The organism is Paraburkholderia sp. SUR17 (assembly GCF_029536165.1).
In the GTDB taxonomy this organism is placed as follows: Bacteria; Pseudomonadota; Gammaproteobacteria; order Burkholderiales; family Burkholderiaceae; genus Paraburkholderia; species Paraburkholderia kururiensis.
In genome coordinates this window covers 484,951-506,927 of sequence record NZ_CP120509.1, presented here as the reverse complement: position 1 = coordinate 506,927, position 21,977 = coordinate 484,951, and the positions used below count along the sequence as shown (strand labels likewise).

Below are 21,977 nucleotides of genomic sequence, written 5' to 3'. Positions count from 1 at the left end.
GCACTGCCGGCCAGCCGCCCGCCCTCGCCCTTGACGCGCTCACGGGTGGTAAGCCGTCTCGCCGTGCGAGCTGACGTCGAGCCCTTCGCGCTCGCCGTCCGTATCCACACGCAGCCCGATCGTGAGGTCGACCAGCTTGAACGCAATGATCGAGACGACCGCCGACCACACGAGCGACGTGCCCACGCCCCAGCACTGCGCGATCAGTTGATCGGCGATGTGATAGTCGGCCACCTTGTTCGCGGTGTAGTCGTAGATGCCGGTGCCGCCCAGCGACGGCGACGCGAACACGCCGGTCAAGAGCGCGCCGGCAATGCCGCCGATGCAATGCACGCCGAAGACGTCCAGTGAATCGTCCACGCCGATCAGGCGCTTGAATCCGTTCACGCCCCAGTAGCACAGCGCGCCGGCCACGCCGCCCATCACGAGGGCGCCCATCGGGCCAACGAAGCCGCACGCGGGCGTGATGACGACGAGGCCGGCAATGGCGCCCGACACCGCGCCGAGCATCGAGGGCTTCTTCTTCAGCATCCATTCGACGCCGGTCCACGAGACCGTGGCCGCACACGTGGCGAGCAGCGTCGTGACGAACGCGAGCGTAGCCGCACCGCTCGCCTCCAGCGCGGAGCCCACGTTGAAGCCGAACCAGCCCACCCACAACAGCGAGCCGCCGATCATCGTCATGGTCAGGCTGTGCGGCGCCATGGACTCGCGACCAAAGCCCACGCGCTTGCCGATCATCACAGCGCCGACGAGCGCCGCGATGCCCGCGTTGATGTGGACGACGGTTCCGCCCGCGAAGTCGATGGCGCCCTTCTGGAACAGGAAGCCGGCCGTCGCATTGGCCTTGTCGGCCGCGGCGGCGCTCGTGTACGCATCCGGGCCCGGCCAGTACCAGACCATGTGCGCGATCGGCAGATACGAAAAGGTGAACCAGAGCACCATGAACATGAGCACAGCGGAAAACTTCGCGCGCTCCGCGATGCCGCCCACGATCAGCGCCGGAGTGATCGCCGCGAACGTCAGTTGGAACGAGACGTAGATGAATTCGGGAATCACCACGCCCTTGCTGAACGTGGCAGCGACCGAGTCCGGCGTGATGCCCGCGAGAAACGCCTTGCTGAGCCCGCCGAAGAACGCATTGCCTTCGGTGAACGCGATGCTGTAGCCGTAGAGCGCCCACAGCACGCCGAGCAGGCAAAAGACCACCAGCGTCTGCATCAGGATGGACAGCATGTTCTTGGCGCGCACCATGCCGCCGTAAAAGAGCCCCAGCCCCGGGGCCGCCATCATCACCACGAGAAGGGTCGCGACGATCATCCACGCCGTATCCCCCTTGTTCGGCACGGGGGCAGCCGGGCCGGTCTGGGCCCAGGCGGGCATCGCGAGGACGAGCGTCCCGATCAATGCAAGCAAACCGATCATTCTTTTCATTTGCCGATACCTTGAACAAAAGGGGAGCCGGCGGTCCCCCGCAGGGGCCGCGCCGAAGCAAACACATGCCAAAAGGAATGTTCCTGTAGCCGGGGCCGCCTCGACGTTAGTCGAGGCAACGGGCGCTAGTCGCGAACGCCCGGAATCCACGACGTGCCGGCGAGCGGCACGCGCGCCATGGCGGCCGCTTCGACCGTGAGCGCAACCAGATCCTCCCGTTCGAGGTGATGCACGTTCTGCTTGCCGCACGCCCGCGCGATGGTGGCCAGTTCCATGTTCAGCGTCTTCAGGTAGTTCCGCACACGACGCGCGCCTTCCTCCGGCTCGAGACGCCGCTCGAGCACGGCGTCCTGGGTCGTCACGCCAACCGGGCACTTGCCGGTGTGGCAGTGATGACAGAAGCCGGGCGACGTATGCAGCGCCGCGTAATCGGCCACGGCCGAATGCAGCATGCCGTCCTGGAAGTACGTTTCGCCGTTGCAGCCGAGCGCCATCAACACGCCCTGGCCGATCGCGACGGCGTCCGCGCCCAGCGCCAGCGCCTTCGCCACGTCCGCACCGGTGCGAATGCCGCCCGACACGATCAGTTGCACCTGGCCCTTCATGTTGAGGTCTTCGAGCGCGTCCACCGCCTGACGAACCGCAGCGAGCGTCGGAATGCCGACGTTCTCGATGAAGCAGGTCTGCGTAGCCGCCGTGCCGCCCTGCATGCCGTCGACCACCACGACATCCGCGCCAGCATGCACGGCGAGCTTCACGTCGTTGAAGGTGCGCGTGGCACCGACCTTCACGTAGATCGGCTTTTCCCAGTCGGTGATCTCGCGCAGTTCCTGAATCTTGATCGCGAGATCGTCGGGGCCGGTCCAATCCGGGTGGCGGCTCGCCGAACGCTGGTCCACGCCGGCCGGCAGCGTACGCATGGCGGCCACGCGCGGGTTTACCTTCTGCCCGAGCAGCATGCCGCCGCCGCCGGGCTTCGCGCCCTGCCCGATCACGACCTCGATGGCGTCGGCACGGCGCACGTCGTCGGGGTTGAACCCATAGCGCGAAGGCAGGCACTGGTAGACGAGCGTCTTCGACGAAAGGCGCTCCTCCTGCGTCATGCCGCCGTCGCCGGTGGTGGTGGACGTGCCGGCCGCGGTCGCTGCGCGACCGAGCGCCTCCTTCACGTTCGCCGACAGCGCGCCGAAGCTCATCCCCGCCACGGTGATCGGGATGTCGAGCACGATGGGCTTTTTCGCGAAGCGCGTGCCGAGCACGGTCTGCGTCGAGCACTTCTCGCGATAGCCTTCCAGCGGGTAACGCGACAACGACGCGCCGAGAAACAGCAGATCGTCGAAATGCGGCACGTGGCGCTTCGCGCCCAGACCGCGAATCTCGTAAAGACCGCGCTGTGCGGCCGTGTGGATGTAGTCGATCGTCTTGCGGTCGTAGCCGTACGACTCTTCCTGCTGCAAGCGTGCGAAATGAACGGGTTTGACTTCCATGGCGTCTTCTCGGTGGAGCGTGGATTCAATATTCCTGGTCCGCATCGGCGTTCCAGTGGTAGAGCGTGCGCGCCGACGCAATGCGCTTGAACGCACGCGGATCGTGGTCCAGTCCGGCTGCGTCGAGCAACGCCGCAACGGCACTCACGTCGGCGTCGGTCATCGGTTCGAACTGCGCATCGGCGCCGAGCGACTTCACGTCGCCCTTCACGTAGAGCACGGCCTCGTACAGCGAATCGCCCAGCGCGTCGCCCGCGTCGCCGCAGATCACCATGCGCCCGGCCTGCGCCATGAAGGCGGAGAAGCTGCCCACCGAGCCGCCCACCACGATGTCGCCACCCTTCAGCGAGATCCCGCAACGCAGCCCCGCGTCGCCCTCGATCACGAGCAACCCGCCGTGCGCGGACGCCCCCGCGCCGTTCGACGCAAAGCCTTTCACATGCACCTTGCCGCTCATCATGTTTTCCGCGACGCCGGTGCCCGCGCTGCCTTCGATGACGATGGTCGCGTGCTTGTTCATGCCGCCGGCGTAATAGCCGGCGTGGCCTTCGATGGTCACCGTCACGTCGGCATCCACGCCCACTGCGATGTTGTGCGCGCCGTTGGGCGAAGTCACGACGATGGCCTCGCCGCGCAGCGTGTCGGCGCCGCCGTGCAGATACTGGTTGACCTCCCGGACGGTGGTGCGCTCAAGGTCGAATGTCATGCGTTCCATACGTACATCTCCTCGGGTGCGGGTTCGAAGACCTTCGCGTTCTTGATGTCGGGCAGATGCGCGAGCGAGCGGAATTCGGACGCAATCGCCACGTAGTCGTCGTTCTCCGCCACGACGGCGGGCTTGCACGCGAACGGGTCGCGAATCAGCGCGAGTTCGGTGGGCGTGCCCATCAGGAAGGTGTAGAAGCCGTCCAGCTCCTCGAAGCCCCGTTGCAGCGCGACGGGCAACGTGTCGCCTTCGCGTAGGCGCCATTCGAGGAAGCGGCACGCGGCCTCAGTGTCGTTGTCGGTATCGAAGTGGATGCCCTTGGGTTCAAGCTTGCGGCGCACGCCGTATGGATTCGAGAGCGAGCCGTTGTGCACGAGGCAAAAATCTTCACCGGCCGTAAACGGATGCGCGCGATCAGGCGTCACCGCCGACTCCGTCGCCATGCGCGTGTGGCCGACCAGGTGCGAGCCCTTGAGTTCGCTGAACGCATAGCGCGCGGCGATGTCGGCGGGCAGACCGATGTCTTTGTACAGGTCGATGGAGCGACCTGCAGACAGAACATAAAGGCGCGGGTAATGCTCGTTCAGCCATTTCCTGACCATGTCGGCCTGGGCGTGCACCGTGAGCACCGCATGATTCTGTTTGGCCTCGACGTGCGCGCCCGCATCGACGGACGCCTTCACGCGGTCGAGCAGCACGTCCCACGGGAAATGCTCGCCTTCGTCCGTAAAGCCCGAGTACAGGCTGAGCTTGCGCTGGTCCGCATCCACGGCGTCCGCGAACACCGCGAGGCCGGCCGAATCCGGGCCCCGTTCGGTCATGCCGATCAGCATCGGCACCATCAGTTCGCCAAGCCGGTCGCGCAATGCCGGTGTCTTGACCAGCAATCCCACGATTCCGCACATGTTGCTTTCTCCTCAGAAAAATTCGACGTACTGCCTGATTTCCCAATCCGACACGTGGCGCATGTATTCGAGCCACTCCATTCGCTTGAGCTTGATGAATTCGCCTACCACCGGCCCGAGCGCATCGCAGAGGGTCTGGTCGGCTTCGAGTGCGTCGAGCGCTTCGCCCAGGTTCTGCGGCAGCACGCCGATGCCGTGCTCGCGCAGCTTTTGGGGCGACCATTCGTACAGGTTCTCGTTGGCGGGCGTGCCGGGCGAAAGACCACGATCGATACCGTCGAGGCCCGCGGCGATCACGGCTGCCGTCGCGAGATAGGGGTTGCATGCGCCGTCGGGCAAACGCAGTTCGATGCGGCCGCCCGGCATGCGCACCATGGTCGAGCGATTGTTGTCGCCATAGCTGATGTAAGCGGGCGCCCAGGTCGCGCCCGTCAGCGAGCGGCCCACGACCAGCCGCTTGTACGAGTTCACCGTGGGGTTGCACAGGGCGGTCAGCGCGGGCGCATGGGCGAGCAGGCCAGCCGTGAACTGGTAGCCGAGTGCCGAGAGGCCCATGCCGAGCGTGTCCGCCTTGTCGGCAAAGAGGTTGCGCTCACCGTCGCCAATCGACATATGCATGTGCATGCCGTTGCCCGGCCGGTTCGCGAACGGCTTCGGCATGAACGAGCAGATCATCCCGAGTTCGTTGGCGATTTCCGATGCGGCCATCTTGAAGAACACGTAGTGGTCGCACGACGTCAGGCAATCGGTGTACGTGTAGTTGATTTCGAACTGGCCGTTCGCGTCCTCGTGATCGATCTGGTAGACGTCGATGCCGACCGCCCGCAGCGATTCGGTGAGCCGCTCCAGAAACACGCGCGTGCGCGACAGCCCCTTGTAGTCGTAGCAGGGCTTGGCGAGCGTGTCGCTCGCGTCGCAAGGCTCGAGCACGCCCGACGCGCTGCGCTTCAACAGCGAAAACTCGGGTTCGAGGCCCGTGTAGAGCGTCCAGCCGCGTTCGGCAACGCGCGCCACCTGCTTCTTCAGCGTCACGCGCGAATCGAACGCCCAGGGCGCACCGCCCACGTGACCGTCGCAGACGATCCGCGCGAGGCCCGCCTGCCACGGCACCGGCGTGAGCGTCGCAAGGTCGCCGACCGCCATGTAATCCGGCCCGTTCGGCTCGATGCCCACGCCCCAGATCGCAAAACCCGCGAAGCCCGCGCCCGCCTCCAGCACGCTGCGCAGATGCGCGAGCGGCACGGACTTCGCCTTGGCCACGCCGTGAATGTCGACGAATTGCGCCAGCACGTACTTCACGCCGTGTTGCGCGAGGTATGCCTGGGCTTCTTCAGCACTACCAAAGCGGGGCACGCTTCCGAGCGCGTTGACGGGCAACTGGCTCGCATCGTTCAGGTTCATCGCCACTCCTTCCTGTTGCATGGTTCGCTGATTTGAGGAAGCCGCCCGGCAGACGAGCGGCCCGACTTCGCGACATGGACAGGTACCGCGCACGGCACGCTTGAACCACGTCTTCAGTATGTGGAGGAATTTATTGTCATGCAACAATTATTCCCTCCATGAAACTTCCGGCGTACACGCCGGCGTCAAGGGCAGCCGCCTGCGCGAATACCGCAATCTGCTACTCTTGCCGATTTACCGAGGTCGACGATGCCCACCGCAGACGACAGCAAGACACCGCTCGAACGCTATCTCGGGGCCACCATCCGCGAGCTGCGCCAGAGCCACGACCTGACCATCGCGCAGGTTGCCGAACAGGCCGGCATCAGCCGCGGCATGCTCTCGAAGATTGAGAACGCGCAGACCTCGGCCGGACTCGACGTGCTCAACCGGATCGCGCAGGCGCTCGGCGTGTCCATGTCCACGCTATTCCGCAACTTCGACGTCCCCCAGGGCGGCGCCCAGCTCGTGAAGAAAGGCGCGGGCATGGAAGTGGTTCGCAAAGGCACGAAAAGCGGCCACACCTATCACCTGCTCGCTTACGACCAGGGGCCGCGCAAAACTTTCGAGCCGTTCCTGATCACGATGGAAGACAAGGCCGAACGCTTCCCGGTGTTCGAGCACCCCGGCACCGAGTTCATCCACATGCTCAGGGGCGTGATCGAATACCGGCACGGCCAGCAAACCTACGTCCTGCATCCGGGCGACACCCTGACGTTCCGCGGCGATGTTCCGCACGGCCCGGAACGTCTGATCAAAACCCCCATCCAGTTCCTGTCGATCTTCGTCTACGGGCAGCCCACCGAAGAGTGAGTCGCCCGCCCGCCAATACAGTGCAAGCTTCATGCCATGTTTATTGATGGGAACCAAAGATTCCCATGGATAAACACTCTGGGCGGCAATGCTGCGGGTCGTCATCGAAGGCTTAGGCTGTTTCTGCGAGTTGAGGGTGCGCTGGAGCAACGATTCCGGTGCAGCGCCGCACTATTACGGAAAGCGCGGTTACGAAGGTGTATCACCCTTCCTTATGCTGCAACCCGGCCAACGCAGCCAGCGCCGCATCGACCATGGCGCGCACCGTGCCCTGTACCGCCGCCGCTCGCGCCGGCTCGTAGGCGAACGGGTGGGTTTCGTTCATGTACGTCGACTGACACATCTCGAGCTGCACCGCGTGCACACCGTCCGAAGGGTTGCCGAACGCGCGCGTGATATAGCCGCCCTTGAAGCGGCCGTTCGCCACCCACGTATGCGGACTCGCCGCCGCTTCGCGCTCGATGGCGCGCTGCACGGACGGCGCGACCGTGCGGCCATCCTGCGTGCCGATATTGAGGTCCGGCAACTTGCCGTCGAAGAGCCGCGGCAGCACGCTCGCAATCGAATGCGCTTCCCAGAGCAGCACGTGCGCGTGGCGCTCGCGCAGTCGGGCCAGTTCGGCCGCGAGTGCCGCGTGATAGGGCCGCCAGTATTCGGCCACCCGCCGGCGCTTCTCCTGCTCGTCTGGTTGGCAACCGTCGCGATAGAGCGGCTCGCCGCGAAATGTCTCGGCTGGGCACAGGCCGGTGGTGGTCTGGCCCGGGTACAGGCTCTCGTCGTTCGGCGGCCGATTGAGGTCGATGACGTAGCGCGACACCGTCGCGCCCAGCACCGTTGCACCGAGCGACTCAGCGAACGCGTACAGGCGGTCGAGATGCCAGTCGGTATCGGCGAGCGTCAAGGCGGTGTCGGTATAGCGGCTGCGCAGCGGTGCGGGAATCGCCGTTCCCAGGTGCGGGATCGAAATCAGCAACGGCGCGTTGCCGCGTTCGAGCGTGTAGAGGTCGCTCATGCGGGGCTCCTGGTGAATCAAAGCAATGCGTCGCCGGAAAGCTGCGGCAAGGTACGTGCGAGCGCTGGCCGGATGGAGTGGTCGAGCACGGACCGCGTCAGTTCCACGATCTCCCTGACGAAGTCTTCCCACTCGCCTTGCCTGTGCAGCAGAAAGAAATCGCGCCGCCCAAGGCGGCCGGACGGCAACGGCAGGATCGCGATCTCGCCGAGGTAGTGCCGCGCCTGCCACAGACACAGCGGCGTCGAGATGGCGAAGCCCACCCGCGCGGCAACGAGGCTCAACAGCGGGTCGGTCGCGTCGAATTCGAACCGCCTCGGGCTGTCGATACCCAGATGACGCGCAAGCCGTTCCACCTGCTGGCCGATGACCGAACGCGCCGTGTAGCGGATCAGCGGCAGTTCGGCCGCGAGCGTGCGCCAGTCCACGTTCGGGCGTCCGGCCAGATGGCTGCGTGCGACGACAGCGACGAAGGCCTCCGAGAAAAGCGGCACCTCCACGATGCGCGCGTCGCTCAGCGCGGTTTGCGTGCACACGGCGACGTCCAGTTCGCGGTCGTGCAATTGCTTGCTCAAACCCGGCGTGATGCCGGACCACATCGAAATCTGCCGCGACGTGCCGGACACCGCGCGGATCAGTTCGGGGCCCACGGTCGCCGCGAACGAATCGACGCAGCCGAGCCGCACCGGCAAGCGCCCCGAATCCGATGCATCGCCCACCCGCGTGCTGACCATTTGCGCGTGCTCGAGCAACGGCCCGGCGAGTTCGAGCAGCGCGCGGCCGGCAATGTTGGGCCGCGGCGGGCGGCTGTCGCGATCGAACAGCACGGCGCCCTGCTCGCGTTCGAGTGCCGAAACGGCCTGGCTGATCGCGCTCTGGCTCACGCCGATACGCTTCGCCGCGGCGGTCATCGACCCGGTCTCGCACACGGCAACGAAAGCCTGCAGCGCGCGCAGGTCGATTGGCGGTGGGGTGCGTCGCATCTTCTCTCCAGTTGCCGTCGCATACGGCCGTTCCGGCAAGGTGGCAGGAATGATGCGCCGGTTCGGTCGGCCCGCGCTCTGGATGAGCACTTCCGGGCGAGCTTCATAAGTTTGCCTAATACAAAATTCGGCAGGGCCCCCGCTGCCTAGAATCGGCTCACCGTCTACCCAGAGGACCCTGAGGGGAACCATGAGCCACTTCGACTTCATCGTGATCGGCGCCGGCGTGATCGGCACGTCGGTCGCGCACCACCTTGCCGCGCTCGGCGCCCACAGCGTGCTCGTCGTCGAGCGCGGCATGATCGGCGCCGGCACCACGTCGCAATCGTCCGGCCTGTTGCGCACGCATTACTCGGTCCGCCAGAACGTCGAGCTGGCGCGCGCGTCGTGGTGGGCATTCAACAATTTCGCCGACTACGTGGGCGACGACGAAGCGTCGTGCGGGCTCGTCAAGTGCGGCTACATGATCTGCGCGCCCGACGGCCCGAAGCTCGATCCACTGCGCGCGTCGCTCGACGCCCAGCGCGCGATGGACATCGAAGTCCAGTTGCTCGAACGGGACGAGGCACGCGAGCGCCTGCCCATCGCGCAGTTCGACGACGCGGCGCTGATCGGCTTCGAGCCGGAAGCCGGCTTTGCCGATGCGTACCTCGTCGCGACGAGCTTCGCCAAATCGGCACGGCGGCGCGGCGTCAAGATTCTCGAAGGCACAACGGTTACGGGACTCGTGCGCGAAGGCCGCCGCGTGGTCGGCATCGAGACGAGCGCGGGCCGCTTCACCTGCGCCACGCTCATCAGCACGCAGAACATCTGGACGCCTGAACTGTCGGGCTGGATCGGCGTGCCGCTGCCCGTCGCGCCCGAACGGCACACCGTGCTGGCGCTCGAATGCGACGAGGCCCGGTACTCGTATCAGATGCCAGCGTTCAAGGACCTCGGCTCCGCCGGCATGCTGTACTACCGCAGCTACGGCGGCAGCCAGATGCTGGTCTCAGAAGGCGTGGTGGGCGAAACGCTGAACGCGCCTGAAACCGAGCAGGGCGACATCTCGCTCGATTACGTTGCCGAAGTGGGCGCGCAGGTCGCCGAGCGTTTCCCCGCCTACGAAACAGCGGGGCTGGCGTCGTCGTGGACCGGGGTCTACGACGTGACGCCGGACTGGAATCCGGTGCTCGGCAAGGTGGGCGACATCGAAGGGCTCGTGGTGGGTTTCGGCTTCTCGGGCCACGGCTTCAAGCTCTCGCCCGCCATCGGCAAGCTCCTCGCCCAGCACGCACTCGGCCAGCCAACCGACGTGTCGCTCGCGCCCTACGCGCTCGAACGCTTTGCGACCGGCGCGCTGCTGACCGGCAAGTACGGCCTGGGTGCTGTGTCCTGATTGTCCTGACTGTTCTGGCTCCGCCTGCTTACCCTCCATTCCGTTTCAGACAGACATCCATGTCCCTCAAGATTCTGGTGCCGGTCAAGCGCGTCGTCGATCCGAACGTGCGCGTGCGCGTCGGTTCGACCGGCAGCGTCGAGACCACTGGCCTCAAGATGTCCCTCAATCCGTTCGACGAATGCGCGCTCGAAATGGCGCTGCGCCTGCGCGAAGCCGGCCACGCCGCGCACGTGAGCGTCATCACGTGCGGCCTGCCGGTCTGCCAGGACGTGCTGCGCACGGGCCTCGCGATGGGCGCCGACGACGCGGTCCTGATCGATACGGGCGATGCCGCGCTGGACCCGGTTGGCGTCGCCCGCCTGCTGCACGCGTGGCTCGACACGTCGCCCTACGATCTCGTGCTCTGCGGAAAGCAGGCCATCGACGACGACACAGGAGGCGTCGCGCCGATGCTCGCCGGCCTGCTCGGTTGGCCGCAAGGGCTCGACGCCACGGCGCTCGTTCGCGAAGGCGACGGCTGGCGCGTGGTCTGCGGCGACGACAGCGGCACCGCAACGTGGCTGCTCGTCGGGCGCGCCGTCATCAGCGCCGACCTGCGTCTTGCCGAACCGCGGCGCGTCACGCTGCCCGGCATCGTCAAGGCGAAACAGAAGCCGCTTGCCATCGTCGACGCGAGCCGGTTCGCCGTGGATCTCGCACCCGCATCGCGCACTGTGCGGCTCGATGAACCGTCCGTGCAGCGCGCCGGCCATCGTGTCGCCGATGTCGATGCACTGCTCACCGCGCTCGCCGCACACCACGTCTTTTCCCGTTCAGGAGCCAGCGCATGAGAACGCTCGTCGTCGCAGAACCGACTGCCGACCACACGCTGCCGGAGGCCGTTCGCCGCCTCGTGAGCGCGGCGCATGCGCGCCGCGGTCCGGTGGATGTGCTTGCCCTCGATCCCGCCATGGCCGCACAGGCCGCGCTGATCGATGGCGTGGACTGCGTCATCCATCCGGATACGCCGGCCTCCGCCAACGCGCCGTTGCCCAACGACATCGCGCCGGAAAGCCTTGCCGCACAGCTCGCCGGCCTGGCCCCGCGCTATTCGCTCATCGTGGCCGCGCATCGCACGCTGGGCCGCAATGCGTTGCCGCGCGCCGCCGCGCTCGCCAACGCCGCGTTCGTGGCCGACGTGACCGGCCTCACCGACGACGGCCACTTCGTGCGCGGGTTCTACGCGGGCAGCATCGTCGCGACGGTGGCCAGCGCGCGCGACACGACCTTCGCGACCGTTCGTACGTCGTCGTTCGCGGTAGCGGGAGATCGCACCGAACCCGCGCCGATCGCCTCGCTCGAAGCACCGCCTGCATTCGCCGCGACGACCTTGCTCGAACGCAACGGTGCAGAGGCCACCGGAATCGATCTCGCGAATGCGCCGATCGTGGTGTCGGGCGGTCGCGGTCTCGCGTCCGGCGAAAACATGGCGCGGCTTGGCGCACTCGCCTCGCGGCTCGGCGCGGCCCTGGGCGCCTCGCGTGCGGCCGTCGATGCAGGCTACGCGCCGAACGCCATCCAGGTGGGGCAAACCGGCAAGACCGTGGCACCCGACGCCTATCTCGCGTTCGGCATTTCCGGCGCCATTCAGCATCTGGCCGGAATGAAAGACTCGAAGCTGATCGTCGCCATCAACAAAGATCCCGATGCGCCGATCTTCTCGTTCGCGGATGTGGGCTTCGTTGGTGACCTGTTCGATGTGGTGAGCGCGCTCGAGCGCCACGTCGGGGCCGGAGACGGCGCATGACGCACGCGAGCTACGAAGGCGGCGCGGCGCTGCACGGCGCAGCGGTTGCGCCTGCCGCCCGCGCGACGAACAGCGTGCCGGCATCGCGCTATCCGTGCGTCCGGTTCGTCGATTGCGCGCAGATTCCACCTGAAGCGTGGGCCAACGGCGCGGGCGTCACGCGCACGATCGCGAGCGGCACCGGCCCTCACGGCGAGGTCGACTGGCGCATCAGTCTTGCCACGCTAGAGGGCTCGGCCGCGTTTTCGCGCTTTGCGGGCATGGACCGCGTGCTCGTGCCGATGGACAACACGAGCGTCGAACTGCACGCCCAGGACGGACACCTGATCGCAAGCCCCATTGCGCCCGCGCACTTTCCGGGCGATTTGCCGGTGTGGGCGCGCGACATCGTCCGGCCAACACACGTGCTCAACGTCATGACGCGGCGCGCGGCCTGCGTTGCCACCGTCGTGGTGGCAACGCATTCGCATCGCGTCACACCCGCGCCCACGCAGATGCTGATCTGCGCGTCGGGTCACTGGCGCGTGGGCAGTACGCTGACAGGCGCCCACGACCTGCACCCCATGCACGGGCTGTGGCTCGACGGCCGCAGCGAAGAACTCGACCTGACGCCCATCGCGCCCGAATCCCGGCTGATCTCGATCGCCATCGCTGCGGGTTCAGCCGCACGCTAACCCTTCTCTCTCGCATCCGCTCATGTCTCATGCCTCGCTGATCGAACCCGGCGAATCGTACATTTCGCACGTTGCTCGCGAATCGATGGAATACGACGTGGTGATTGTCGGCGGCGGGCCCGCCGGGCTCTCCGCGGCCATTCGGCTCAAGCAGCTCGCCGGCCGCACGGACGCCGCGATAAGCGTGTGTGTGCTCGAAAAGGGTTCGGAAATCGGCGCACACATTCTTTCCGGCGCCGTGATGGACCCGCGCGCGCTCACCGAACTGATTCCCGACTGGAAGGAACGCGGCGCCCCGCTTACCGTCGAGGTCACCGAAGACCGCTTCCTGTTCCTGTCCGAAACGCGCGCGCGAAAGACGCCGGACTGGGCGCTGCCGGACAACTTCCGGAACCACGGCAACTACGTGGTGAGCCTCGGCAACGTCACGCGCTGGCTCGGCCAGCAGGCCGAAGCGCTGGGCGTCGAAATCTTTGCGGGTTTCCCGGCGGCGGAAGTGCTGTACCACGCCGACGGTTCGGTGAAAGGCGTCGCGACGGGCAACATGGGCGTGGGCAAGGACGGCCAGCCGACCGAAAATTTCCAGCCCGGCATGGAATTGCACGCGAAGTACACGCTGTTCGCCGAAGGCTGCCGCGGCCACCTTGGCCGCCAGCTGATCTCGAAGTTCAGGCTGGACGCGGGCCGCGACCCGCAGACGTACGGAATCGGCATCAAGGAACTGTGGGAAATCGATCCCGCGAAGCACCAGCCGGGGCTCGTGATTCACACGGCCGGCTGGCCGCTGAAGGCCGACACGTACGGCGGCTCGTTCCTCTACCACCTGGACGGCAACCAGGTCGTGGTCGGCTTCGTGGTGGGTCTCGGTTATACGAACCCGTACCTGTCGCCGTTCGAAGAATTTCAGCGCTACAAGACGCATCCGTCGATCCGCGCGTTTCTCGAAGGCGGCAAGCGCCTCTCGTACGGCGCGCGCGCCATGACGGCGGGCGGCCTCATGTCGCTGCCGAAAACGGTGTTTCCGGGCGGCGCGCTGATCGGCGACGACGCGGGCTTCCTGAACGCCGCGCGCATCAAAGGCAGCCACGCCGCCATCAAGACCGGCATGCTTGCTGCCGAAGCGGCGTTTGACGCCGTGCAAGCCGGCCGCCGCGCCGACGAACTCAGCGCGTACACGCAGGCATTCGAGCAGTCGTGGCTTTACACGGAGTTGCACCGTGCGCGCAACTTCAAGCAGTGGATGTCGAAAGGACTGTATCTCGGCACGCTGATGGTCGGCATCGAGCAGAAGATCATGGGCGGCAACGTGCCGTGGACGCTGCATCACCGGCACGCGGATCACGAAACGCTGAAGCCCGCATCGCAATGCAAGCCGATCGAGTATCCGAAGCCCGACGGCGCGCTCACTTTCGATCGGCTTTCTTCCGTGTTCATTTCCAATACGAACCACGAAGAGAATCAGCCCGCGCATTTGACGCTGAAGGACGCTCAGGTTCCCGTCGACGTGAACCTGCGCACCTACGCGGGGCCGGAGGCGCGTTTCTGCCCGGCGGCGGTGTATGAGTTCGTCAAGAACGACGACGGCACCCACAGGCTGCAAATCAACGCGCAGAACTGCCTGCACTGCAAGACCTGCGACATCAAGGACCCGACACAGAACATCGTCTGGGTGGCCCCGGAAGGCGGCGGCGGGCCCAATTACGCCGGAATGTAATCGCCCGGTTCAATGGCCCGCATAGCAGATGTACCGCTACTCCGTTAGGGGTATATCTTCGTGAAGGTTGATTTCGATTTATTGGTTGACGATCTTCAACGTGTGCAAGCTAGTTTGCATATCGTCGGAGACACTACATGAGTTCAATCAACGATGGGGCGCAGACGAATCTATCTGGACTCCAGACTGAAATTTCGGGCCTGCATCGAAAGATAGGTTGGGCAGGCGCCTTCTGGGTAGCGAGCGGTGTTCCTGCGCTCGTGCTTTTTTCGATCGGTTCGATCGCGGCGACTGTCGGCAAGCCGTCGTGGATCGTCTGGATGCTCTCGATCGGATTCGGCTTCATCCAGGCCTTCTCTTATGCAGAAATCGCGGGGCTCTTTCCGCACAAGTCGGGTGGCGCCTCCGTCTACGGCGCCATCGCCTGGGTTCGTTACAGCAAGCTGCTAGCACCGCTCTCGGTCTGGTGCAACTGGTTCGCATGGTCGCCGGTGCTGGCCATCGGCTCGGGCATGGGCGCAGGCTACGTGCTGAACATGCTGTTCCCGGCCACGGCCGCCATCAACACGTGGCAGATCACCCTGCTCGATCTCGGCTGGCTCGCGAGCGGCCTGACGCTGCGCATCAACGCGACCTTCCTCATCGGCGCCGTCATTCTGCTTGCGGCGTTCGCCATTCAGCACCGCGGCATTCTGCAGGCCGCGAAGCTGCAGATGATCCTCGCCATCGCCGCGCTGCTTCCGCTCTTGATCGTAGGCGTCTATCCGATCCTGAGCGGCGATCTGCCGAAAGATCATCTGCTGCCGCTCTATCCGCTCGCGAAGGATGCAGCCGGGCGCGTCATCGACGGCACGTGGAACGCGGGCGGGCTGCAGCTGATGGCGGGCGGGCTCTTCATCGCCGCATGGTCCACGTACGGCTTCGAAACGGCCGTCTGCTACACGCGCGAATTCCGCGACCCGCGTCGCGACACCGTCAAGGCGATTCTCTACTCCGGCCTGCTGTGCATCGTGTTCTTCACGATGGTGCCGCTCGCCTTCCAGGGCGCGCTGGGTCTCGGTCAGCTCGTCACGCCGGAAGTGCGGGATGCCGCCGGCAACGTCACGCAGGCGGCCGTCTACGACGGCGTGCTGTCGCCGGGCATCTACAGCGGCATGGGCGTTGCCGAGGCCATGGCAAAGATCACGCACGTCGGCTCGTGGGGCGAATACATTCTCAAGCCCATGCTCGTCTTCGCACTCGTGCTCGCCATCATGACCTCGATGGCCGGTTCGTCGCGCACGCTGTACCAGGCATCGGTGGACGGCTGGTTGCCGAAGTATCTTTCGCACGTCAACGAAAACGGCGCACCGACCCGCGCGATGTGGACGGACCTCGTGTTCAACCTGTTCCTGCTGATGATGTCGGACTACACGGTCGTGCTCGCGATGTCGAACGTCGGCTACATCATCTTCAACTTCCTGAACCTGAACTCGGCGTGGATTCACCGCATCGACCGCGCGTCCTGGAGCCGGCCGTTCCGCGCCCCGACGTGGCTGATTGCAGCGGGCACGCTGCTGTCCTTCGTCAACCTTGCGCTGATGGGATTCGGTGCGGACGTGTGGGGCAAAGGAACGCTCGTCTCCGGACTGGTCTTCGCCGCACTGATCATTCCCGTCTTCGTCTGGCGCCACTACGTGACCGACAAAGGGCGCTTTCCCGACCAGATGCTGGAGGACATGGAGCTGTCCCGCAGCCAGCCCTCGCGCAAGGCGGGCTACCTGCCTTACGCAGTGCTGGCGCTCGGCGTCGCCGTGGTCGTCGTGACCCACCTGCTTGCCCCCTGACGCCGGGCTCGCCCGCTTCGATTCACCCCGTAGTGACTCCGTAGTTCACGCCGTTATTCGCCCCGACCCGTCTCGGGGAACGACCCACAGGAATGCGTATCAACCGCCAGCCCCGCCGATGCGCGCGGAGCCGGCGGCTGGCGCACGCCCGTCACGCTACACGACCAACCATTTACGCTATTTTCCGGAGAACCAGGTGAAATCCATTGCCCTGCCCTCGCTGTCGTTGACCATGTTCGCCATGAGCGCCGCCATGCTCGCCGCCAGCGGCGTCGCTCATGCGCAAAGCAGCGTCACGCTGTACGGCGTCATCGACGAATCGCTCGAATACGTGAGCAACGCCGGCGGTCCCGGCGCCACGGGCGCGCAGCGCCGCTACGGGCTCGACAACAGCGCGGTCGGCGTCAGCCTCTGGGGTCTCAAGGGCAAGGAAGATCTCGGCGGCGGCCTCGCCGCGCTGTTCCAGCTCGAAAGCGGCTTCAACACGACCAACGGTTCGGTCAGCGGCCAGCAGCCCGCCGCCTCGCTCTTCAGCCGCGATGCGTTCGTCGGCCTGTCGTCGGAGCGCTTCGGCACGCTGACCTTCGGCCGCCAGTACGACGCCGTGACCGACATGGTGCAGCCCTTGACCGGCGACATGTGGGGCGCGTCGGCATTCGCGACGCCGGGCGACGTCGACAACAACGACGACGGCACGGTGGTCAACAACGCGGTGAAGTACGTGTCGCCGGTGTTCGCCGGGCTGCAGATGGAAGGCGAATACGCGTTCGGCGGCGTGGCAGGCGCGACGGGCGCGGGCCAGTCGTGGTCGGTCGCGGCGACCGGCACCACCGGCGGCCTGACCGTGGCGGCCGGCTACTTTCGCGCGAGCTACAACCAGCTGACCGGCAACTGGTCGAGCGCCACGGCGCAGCCGCTGCTGGGCGGCGCGCTCGGTTACGATCCGGCCTCGTATCGATCGGCCGGCATCGCGCAGGCCGCCGTGCAGTATGCAACGGGCCCGTACACCGTCAGCGTGCGCTACAGCAACGCGCAGTATCACGGCACAAACGGTGCGCCGTCGGTGCACTTCAACGTGGGCGCCGCGCTGTTCCAGTACCAGGCGACGCAGGCGTGGACGCTCGGGCTCGGCTACGCCTACGTGCACGGCAGCGCGCCGGCGGCCGTGCAAGGCGTCGACCCATCCGCGACAGCGGCCTCGATCCATCAGATTTCGGCGGGCGCGCAGTACGCCCTGTCGAAGCGCACGACGCTCTATGCGGTGGGCGCGTACCAGCACGCGAGCGGCGCGCTCGCATCGGCGGGCGACATGTACTACACGTCGAGCAACGGCGCGCAGGTTATCGCCAACCTCGGCATCCTGCACCGGTTCTGAAAAGTCCGGCGATACCGCTGCGCCCGCTCACGGGGCGTCGGGTGTCCATGCCTGCTGCCCCGAGAAAGGCAAAGCCCGGCCGCCTGGCCGGGCTTTCGCTATCCGGACTCAGCACGTGCTATCGCGATAGCCCGGCCGCACCTCGAAGATCACACCCTCCACGCCCAGCACTTCGCCGCTCGCCGAATAAATGCCGACGCCGGTTTCCCACACGCGCTTGATCTGTCCATCTGCGCAGCAGATGCGATAGCGCAGTTCGAACACGCCTCGCACCGCCAGCGCTTCCTGCACGCTGCCCCACACGTAGTCGGCGTCGTCGGGCACGATCAGCTTGCCGAAGGTGTGTTCCTGGCTGTCGAGAAACCACTGACGGGAATAGCCGGTCACGTTCTCGCAGCCCGCGCTGACGAACTCCATCGTCCAGAGCCGGTTGTTGCGGCCGCGATAGACCATCCCCGGAATATTGTCGAGCAGGCCCAGCGCGCTACGCAGATGCGCCTGCGCCGACGTCTCGCGCCGCCGGTCCGCGGTGATGTCCGATAGCGCGACGAAGAAGCGGTCGTCGGCCACACGCACGGAAACGTCGTACCACAGCAGCCCGCCGTCCGGATGAACCAGCCTCAGCCGCTCCCGTGCCGTGCCGGCGACGCCGGCCTTCGAACGCTGCAGCATGGCGCACCAGACGCACCGGTCTTCCGGATGAACGTAATCGGTCATCAGCGTATCCGCCGTGGGTGCCTCCATCGCTTCCACCCACGCGGTATTGCAGCCCTGAATCCGGCCCTCCGCCGACACGCGGATCAGCGAGACCGGAAACACGTCCGCATCGAGTCTCTCGCCGCGCCGGCGTTCCATGATTTCGCTCTCACGACTCATCGCCACTCTTCCCCAACTGCGGCCCCATCCCGCTTCGATGCACCGATGCAGCAAGTTCGAGCCGGCTTCTCACACCCAGCTTGCGCAGCAGGTTTTTCACGTACACCTTCACTGTTCCCTCGCTAATACCCAGTTCGCGCGCGATCTGCTTGTTGCTCATGCCCTCTGCGATCAGCGCGAGCGTCTGTCCTTCACGGCCGGTCAGGTCGGACACCCGGAGCGGCTCCGCGTCGTCGCCCGCCGCGCGCGTCTGCGCGAGCAGGCGCACCAGTTCGTCGTCGAACACCACCACGCCCTGCATGCAGCTACGCACGTACGCGAGCAGCGCCTCGGGCTCTGACTCCTTGAGCATGTAGCCGTTCGCCCCGAGGCGAATGGCGCCGATCAGTTCGTCCCGGCTCATCTCCGCACTCAGCAGCACCTTCACGCAATCCAGTTCCAGTTGCTGCAACTCGTCGAGCACTTGCAACCCGCTCAGGCCCGGCATGTGCAGATCGATCAGCACCAGCGCGGGCCTCAGCTCGCATGCGAGCGAGACGCCCTGACGCCCGCTCGATGCGTCGCCCACGACGCGGAACTCGCCGGTCGAATTGAAGAATTCCGCCAGCCCTCGACGAAACAGCGGGTGATCGTCGATCAGCAGCATGGTCGTCGGGCTCATCAACGAACCTCCTTCGCAGACAAGCTGCCAGGCACGAACAGATTCACGCAGGTTCCTCCGTCCGTGCCGCTGCCGAACTCGAGCGTGGCGCCGATCGCCCGTGCACGTTCGCGCAGGATGGTCAGCCCATAGTGATTCTCTGCAACCGAGGCACAGCCGAGGCCGACGCCGTCGTCCATCACGGACACGTGGAACCCTCCCTCACCGTCGCGCAGCACCACCCACGCATGATTGGCCTGAGCATGGCGAACGACGTTGGACAACGCCTCGCGGACGATCTGCAGGATGTGCAGTTCGACCCCAGGTTCGAGGCGCAGATGCGGCAGGCGATTGTCCAGTTCCAGCACCACGCCGCATCGGCGCGAAAACTCCACGATCGAATCGGCCAGCGCCTGCTGGAGAGAACGTCCGTCGAGCGTCAGTCTCGCGCTCGTGATGAGTTCGCGTACCTGGCGTTGCAGCCGCGTCGTGAGCGCGCGGATCTCAACCAGAAGCGGATCGTGGCGCGCGCCCTGTTGCGGCAGGCGGGCCACCAGCAGCGACAGGAAGCCGAGCTGCTGCGCAACCGAATCGTGCAGTTCGCGCGTCAACGCCTCCGCCTCGCCGACACCGCGGCCCGCTGTGCCCACTGTGCCCGCCGTCCTGCCTGCCGCGAGTTCGAGCGCACGCTCGACCATGTTCACGACGCGATCGATATCGTCCAGCACCCCCGGCTCGGCAGGAGCCGGCACGTCCAGCACCAGCACGACATCGGCGAGCTTACGCACGGCCCTCATAAAACCGGTCGACGGGCTGCAATCGGGACACCATCCGGCTGGCGCGCGCGCGGCCTTGCTGAACTGGCAGTGCGTCCCCTGCGTGCAGCACGCCGCCGCATCCTGCGTCGATTCATGGCGATCGCGTCCGTTTCCCGCCAGCTCGATACGGCTTCCCGGCAAGACGTTCCTCAAACCACAAGCCAGAACCTGCAACGCAGTGGCCTGTCCGGAATCGCTCAACAACTCCGCGAGGCACGCCAGCAATACGTCACGGAAACGCGCCGCTACCGGCGTGTTTCCGGCAGCCGGACAAGCATCACCGACCAGACTGGCATCCGCAATCACAGGGCATCCGCTTCGGATTGAAAAAACGGCTGCATCAAGCAAGTTTCGCGCCTTTGTCCGCTTGCGACGGACATTTACCTCTTTCTGGATACCTCGTCTTCCGGATTGATGGCCGATTACTGTCGAGAAACCATGTTTCCCAACAAGAAATGAGCACGTGCGCTCCGCAGGCAGTCCGCAGAGCGCCCACGAATGAATACGCGTGCTCGTTCATGGGACAGGCGATGCACTTTTTTTGAACCTGGCCGGCCACGCGTGCACCGCTGCGCGCGGCATCCACCCTTACGAGACATGTCATGTCGATCAGCCCTCTGGATCATCCGCATAGCGTTCCGCGCTATGCCGCCTTGCAGCTCGATGCATCGGGAACAGCCCATCTGCTGGTGGCGCAGGCTGAAGCGCTGAGCGAGCACGCGGCATTCGCTGCGCAACTGTCCGGCAACGCACAGGCGAGCGCGCTCGTGCTAGGCGCATCCGCTGAACCAGGCGCACTGACCGGCATTACCGCGCAATACGTCCGGCAGCAGGACGAACTCGAAGATGCCGTTCGCCAGACACTGGCCGCCGCCTCGGTCGGCACGCGCCTTTACCTGTGTGGTACCGAAGCCTTCATCTGGCGCGTGCGCCGGATCGCCGCCGCAGCCGGCATGCGCGCGGAAGAGATGCGCGCATCGGTGCATGGGTCATCTCGAAACGTCTATTGCGTGCACTGCGGCGAGACGCACGGCTATCCATCGAACGACGAAGTGATCTGCGCCGGCTGCGGCCTGCGGCTCGCCGTGCGCCAGCATTTTTCGCAGGCACTCGGCGCGTACTTCGGCGCGTGCGCGAATCCCGATCATCCCTACGCGGAGAACCAACCATGAATACGTTCGATGTTCGCGTCTCCGCGATCCGCTCGCTGACACCCGTGATCCGCGAACTGACGCTCGAGCCGGTCGACGCCGCGTTGCCGGCTTTCTCAGCGGGCAGTCACATCCAGCTCTGGATGAACGACGGCACACGCACCATCCGCAATGCCTACTCGCTGCTCGGCGACCCGTTGGACCGCCGGACCTGGCGCATTGCCGTGCGTCGGCAGGAACGCTCGCGCGGCGGCTCCGCCTTCGTGCACGAACGCATTCATGCCGGCATGACGCTGCGCGTGACGGCGCCGGCCAATCTGTTCGCGCTCAATGCGACGTGCCGGACTCACATTCTTGTCGCAGGCGGAATCGGCATCACGCCGTTCCTCGCGCACATTGCCGAACTCGAACGCAGCGGCGCCGACTTTGAACTGCACTACGCCTGTCGCCCCGGCCTGACCGATGCCTATCTCGCCGATCTGTCGGCGCGGCTCGGCACACGCCTGCACAGCTACGACGGCAGCGAGCGCGTATTCGACGCGCGGCGCGTACTCGCCGGCCGGCCGCTCGGTGCGCACGTCTACGTCTGCGGCCCCGAACGCATGCTGGCCGACGTGCGCAACACGGCACGCGCGCTCGGCTGGCCGGACAGCCGGGTGCACTGGGAAGCGTTCGTGGCCGCCGCCCCGGGCACACCCTTTACCGCGCAACTCGGGCGCAGCGCACGCAGCATCGACGTCGCGTCGGACCAGAGCCTGCTCGAAGCGCTCGAAAGCGCCGGCCTCCATGTTCCGAACCTGTGCCGCGGCGGCGTATGCGGCCAGTGCGCGACACGGTATCTCGACGGCGAGGTCGAGCACCGCGACGCGTATCTCACAACAGAGGAACGCGCGACCCATTTGATGCCCTGCGTCTCGCGTGCGTGTGGCCGAACCCTGACACTCGATCTCTGAGAG

Annotated in this window: 20 protein-coding genes; 10 read left to right on the top strand and 10 right to left on the bottom strand. The window is 65.9% G+C overall.

Going from position 1 to position 21,977, the window contains the following annotated elements:
- Positions 1-39 precede the first annotated feature (39 nt).
- The 5 genes from P2869_RS19745 to glnT all read right to left on the bottom strand — a co-directional run bounded on the left by P2869_RS19745 (position 40) and on the right by glnT (position 5,933).
- Complete coding sequence (locus tag P2869_RS19745; RefSeq protein WP_277599898.1) at positions 40-1,383, bottom strand: ammonium transporter; 1,344 nt, start codon at positions 1,381-1,383, stop codon at positions 40-42.
- 176 nt (positions 1,384-1,559) lie between these two features.
- Positions 1,560-2,921 carry an FMN-binding glutamate synthase family protein gene (locus P2869_RS19740; protein WP_277599268.1) on the bottom strand — a complete coding sequence of 454 codons (1,362 nt, stop codon included), beginning with the start codon at positions 2,919-2,921 and terminating at the stop codon, positions 1,560-1,562.
- Positions 2,922-2,946: 25 nt separating this feature from the next.
- Positions 2,947-3,636: a protein glxC gene (locus P2869_RS19735; protein ID WP_126875966.1), complete on the bottom strand. Its 690-nt coding sequence runs from the start codon at positions 3,634-3,636 to the stop codon at positions 2,947-2,949.
- Positions 3,624-4,532 (bottom strand): class II glutamine amidotransferase, encoded by a 909-nt coding sequence (locus P2869_RS19730; RefSeq protein WP_277599267.1) that lies wholly within the window; start codon positions 4,530-4,532, stop codon positions 3,624-3,626. Before P2869_RS19730 ends, P2869_RS19735 begins: the two co-directional genes overlap by 13 nt.
- A 12-nt stretch (positions 4,533-4,544) precedes the next feature.
- The gene (glnT, locus tag P2869_RS19725; RefSeq protein ID WP_277599266.1) at positions 4,545-5,933 is read right to left on the bottom strand and encodes a type III glutamate--ammonia ligase; all 1,389 of its coding nucleotides are present in this window, start codon (positions 5,931-5,933) and stop codon (positions 4,545-4,547) included.
- Positions 5,934-6,182: 249 nt separating this feature from the next.
- Here glnT and P2869_RS19720 point away from each other — a divergent pair, with 249 nt between their 5' ends.
- Entirely contained in the window at positions 6,183-6,785 is a 603-nt protein-coding gene (locus tag P2869_RS19720) for an XRE family transcriptional regulator (RefSeq protein WP_126875967.1), read from the top strand.
- A 202-nt stretch (positions 6,786-6,987) separates the two neighbouring features.
- Here the strand turns inward: P2869_RS19720 and hutG are convergent, their stop codons facing one another.
- Together hutG and P2869_RS19710 are read right to left on the bottom strand one after the other, a co-directional pair.
- Complete coding sequence (gene hutG, locus P2869_RS19715; RefSeq protein WP_277599265.1) at positions 6,988-7,797, bottom strand: N-formylglutamate deformylase; 810 nt, start codon at positions 7,795-7,797, stop codon at positions 6,988-6,990.
- A gap of 17 nt (positions 7,798-7,814) precedes the next feature.
- Complete coding sequence (locus P2869_RS19710) at positions 7,815-8,780, bottom strand: LysR family transcriptional regulator (RefSeq protein WP_277599264.1); 966 nt, start codon at positions 8,778-8,780, stop codon at positions 7,815-7,817.
- A 190-nt stretch (positions 8,781-8,970) separates the two neighbouring features.
- Here P2869_RS19710 and P2869_RS19705 point away from each other — a divergent pair, with 190 nt between their 5' ends.
- The 7 genes from P2869_RS19705 (at position 8,971) to P2869_RS19675 (ending at position 17,536) form a co-directional block, all read left to right on the top strand.
- A complete protein-coding gene (locus P2869_RS19705; protein WP_277599263.1) occupies positions 8,971-10,158 on the top strand; it encodes an FAD-binding oxidoreductase in 1,188 nt (395 codons plus the stop codon).
- A 59-nt stretch (positions 10,159-10,217) separates the two neighbouring features.
- Positions 10,218-10,991: an electron transfer flavoprotein subunit beta/FixA family protein gene (locus P2869_RS19700; protein WP_277599262.1), complete on the top strand. Its 774-nt coding sequence runs from the start codon at positions 10,218-10,220 to the stop codon at positions 10,989-10,991.
- Complete coding sequence (locus P2869_RS19695; protein ID WP_277599261.1) at positions 10,988-11,947, top strand: electron transfer flavoprotein subunit alpha/FixB family protein; 960 nt, start codon at positions 10,988-10,990, stop codon at positions 11,945-11,947. Before P2869_RS19700 ends, P2869_RS19695 begins: the two co-directional genes overlap by 4 nt.
- Complete coding sequence (locus tag P2869_RS19690; protein WP_277599260.1) at positions 11,944-12,621, top strand: HutD family protein; 678 nt, start codon at positions 11,944-11,946, stop codon at positions 12,619-12,621. The genes P2869_RS19695 and P2869_RS19690 overlap by 4 nt, the downstream gene beginning before the upstream one ends.
- 22 nt (positions 12,622-12,643) lie before the next feature.
- On the top strand, positions 12,644-14,335 hold the full coding sequence (locus tag P2869_RS19685; RefSeq protein ID WP_277599259.1) for an electron transfer flavoprotein-ubiquinone oxidoreductase: 1,692 nt from the start codon (positions 12,644-12,646) through the stop codon (positions 14,333-14,335).
- 137 nt (positions 14,336-14,472) lie between these two features.
- Positions 14,473-16,161 carry an APC family permease gene (locus P2869_RS19680; protein WP_126875975.1) on the top strand — a complete coding sequence of 563 codons (1,689 nt, stop codon included), beginning with the start codon at positions 14,473-14,475 and terminating at the stop codon, positions 16,159-16,161.
- A gap of 196 nt (positions 16,162-16,357) precedes the next feature.
- Positions 16,358-17,536, top strand: a complete 1,179-nt coding sequence (locus P2869_RS19675; RefSeq protein ID WP_277599258.1) for a porin — start codon at positions 16,358-16,360, stop codon at positions 17,534-17,536.
- Positions 17,537-17,644: 108 nt separating this feature from the next.
- Here the strand turns inward: P2869_RS19675 and P2869_RS19670 are convergent, their stop codons facing one another.
- The 3 genes from P2869_RS19670 to P2869_RS19660 are packed head-to-tail and all read right to left on the bottom strand — an operon-like array spanning position 17,645 to position 20,176.
- Entirely contained in the window at positions 17,645-18,412 is a 768-nt protein-coding gene (locus P2869_RS19670; RefSeq protein WP_277599257.1) for a PAS domain-containing protein, read from the bottom strand.
- Entirely contained in the window at positions 18,402-19,073 is a 672-nt protein-coding gene (locus P2869_RS19665; RefSeq protein ID WP_017773496.1) for a response regulator, read from the bottom strand. The genes P2869_RS19670 and P2869_RS19665 overlap by 11 nt, the downstream gene beginning before the upstream one ends.
- Positions 19,073-20,176, bottom strand: a complete 1,104-nt coding sequence (locus P2869_RS19660) for an ATP-binding protein (RefSeq protein ID WP_277599256.1) — start codon at positions 20,174-20,176, stop codon at positions 19,073-19,075. The genes P2869_RS19665 and P2869_RS19660 overlap by 1 nt, the downstream gene beginning before the upstream one ends.
- A 296-nt stretch (positions 20,177-20,472) precedes the next feature.
- Between P2869_RS19660 and P2869_RS19655 the strand changes: the two genes are divergently transcribed.
- Together P2869_RS19655 and P2869_RS19650 are read left to right on the top strand one after the other, a co-directional pair.
- Positions 20,473-21,042, top strand: coding sequence for a dimethylamine monooxygenase subunit DmmA family protein (locus P2869_RS19655; RefSeq protein WP_277599255.1), 570 nt, complete (start codon positions 20,473-20,475; stop codon positions 21,040-21,042).
- Entirely contained in the window at positions 21,039-21,974 is a 936-nt protein-coding gene (locus tag P2869_RS19650; protein ID WP_277599254.1) for a PDR/VanB family oxidoreductase, read from the top strand. Before P2869_RS19655 ends, P2869_RS19650 begins: the two co-directional genes overlap by 4 nt.
- Positions 21,975-21,977: the final 3 nt, after the last annotated feature.

Bases quoted from the DNA above. Each gene is read 5' to 3' on its own strand.
- P2869_RS19650 (WP_277599254.1), top strand. From the start codon at position 21,039: ATGAATACGTTCGATGTTCGCGTCTCCGCGATCCGCTCGCTGACACCC.
- P2869_RS19730 (WP_277599267.1), bottom strand. From the start codon at position 4,532: ATGTGCGGAATCGTGGGATTGCTGGTCAAGACACCGGCATTGCGCGAC.
- P2869_RS19685 (WP_277599259.1), top strand. From the start codon at position 12,644: ATGTCTCATGCCTCGCTGATCGAACCCGGCGAATCGTACATTTCGCAC.
- P2869_RS19720 (WP_126875967.1), top strand. From the start codon at position 6,183: ATGCCCACCGCAGACGACAGCAAGACACCGCTCGAACGCTATCTCGGG.
- P2869_RS19665 (WP_017773496.1), bottom strand. From the start codon at position 19,073: ATGAGCCCGACGACCATGCTGCTGATCGACGATCACCCGCTGTTTCGT.
- P2869_RS19690 (WP_277599260.1), top strand. From the start codon at position 11,944: ATGACGCACGCGAGCTACGAAGGCGGCGCGGCGCTGCACGGCGCAGCG.
- P2869_RS19745 (WP_277599898.1), bottom strand. From the start codon at position 1,383: ATGCCCGCCTGGGCCCAGACCGGCCCGGCTGCCCCCGTGCCGAACAAG.
- P2869_RS19710 (WP_277599264.1), bottom strand. From the start codon at position 8,780: ATGCGACGCACCCCACCGCCAATCGACCTGCGCGCGCTGCAGGCTTTC.
- P2869_RS19700 (WP_277599262.1), top strand. From the start codon at position 10,218: ATGTCCCTCAAGATTCTGGTGCCGGTCAAGCGCGTCGTCGATCCGAAC.
- P2869_RS19740 (WP_277599268.1), bottom strand. From the start codon at position 2,921: ATGGAAGTCAAACCCGTTCATTTCGCACGCTTGCAGCAGGAAGAGTCG.
- P2869_RS19670 (WP_277599257.1), bottom strand. From the start codon at position 18,412: ATGAGTCGTGAGAGCGAAATCATGGAACGCCGGCGCGGCGAGAGACTC.
- P2869_RS19735 (WP_126875966.1), bottom strand. From the start codon at position 3,636: ATGGAACGCATGACATTCGACCTTGAGCGCACCACCGTCCGGGAGGTC.
- P2869_RS19680 (WP_126875975.1), top strand. From the start codon at position 14,473: ATGAGTTCAATCAACGATGGGGCGCAGACGAATCTATCTGGACTCCAG.
- P2869_RS19705 (WP_277599263.1), top strand. From the start codon at position 8,971: ATGAGCCACTTCGACTTCATCGTGATCGGCGCCGGCGTGATCGGCACG.
- glnT (WP_277599266.1), bottom strand. From the start codon at position 5,933: ATGAACCTGAACGATGCGAGCCAGTTGCCCGTCAACGCGCTCGGAAGC.
- P2869_RS19655 (WP_277599255.1), top strand. From the start codon at position 20,473: ATGTCGATCAGCCCTCTGGATCATCCGCATAGCGTTCCGCGCTATGCC.
- hutG (WP_277599265.1), bottom strand. From the start codon at position 7,797: ATGAGCGACCTCTACACGCTCGAACGCGGCAACGCGCCGTTGCTGATT.
- P2869_RS19695 (WP_277599261.1), top strand. From the start codon at position 10,988: ATGAGAACGCTCGTCGTCGCAGAACCGACTGCCGACCACACGCTGCCG.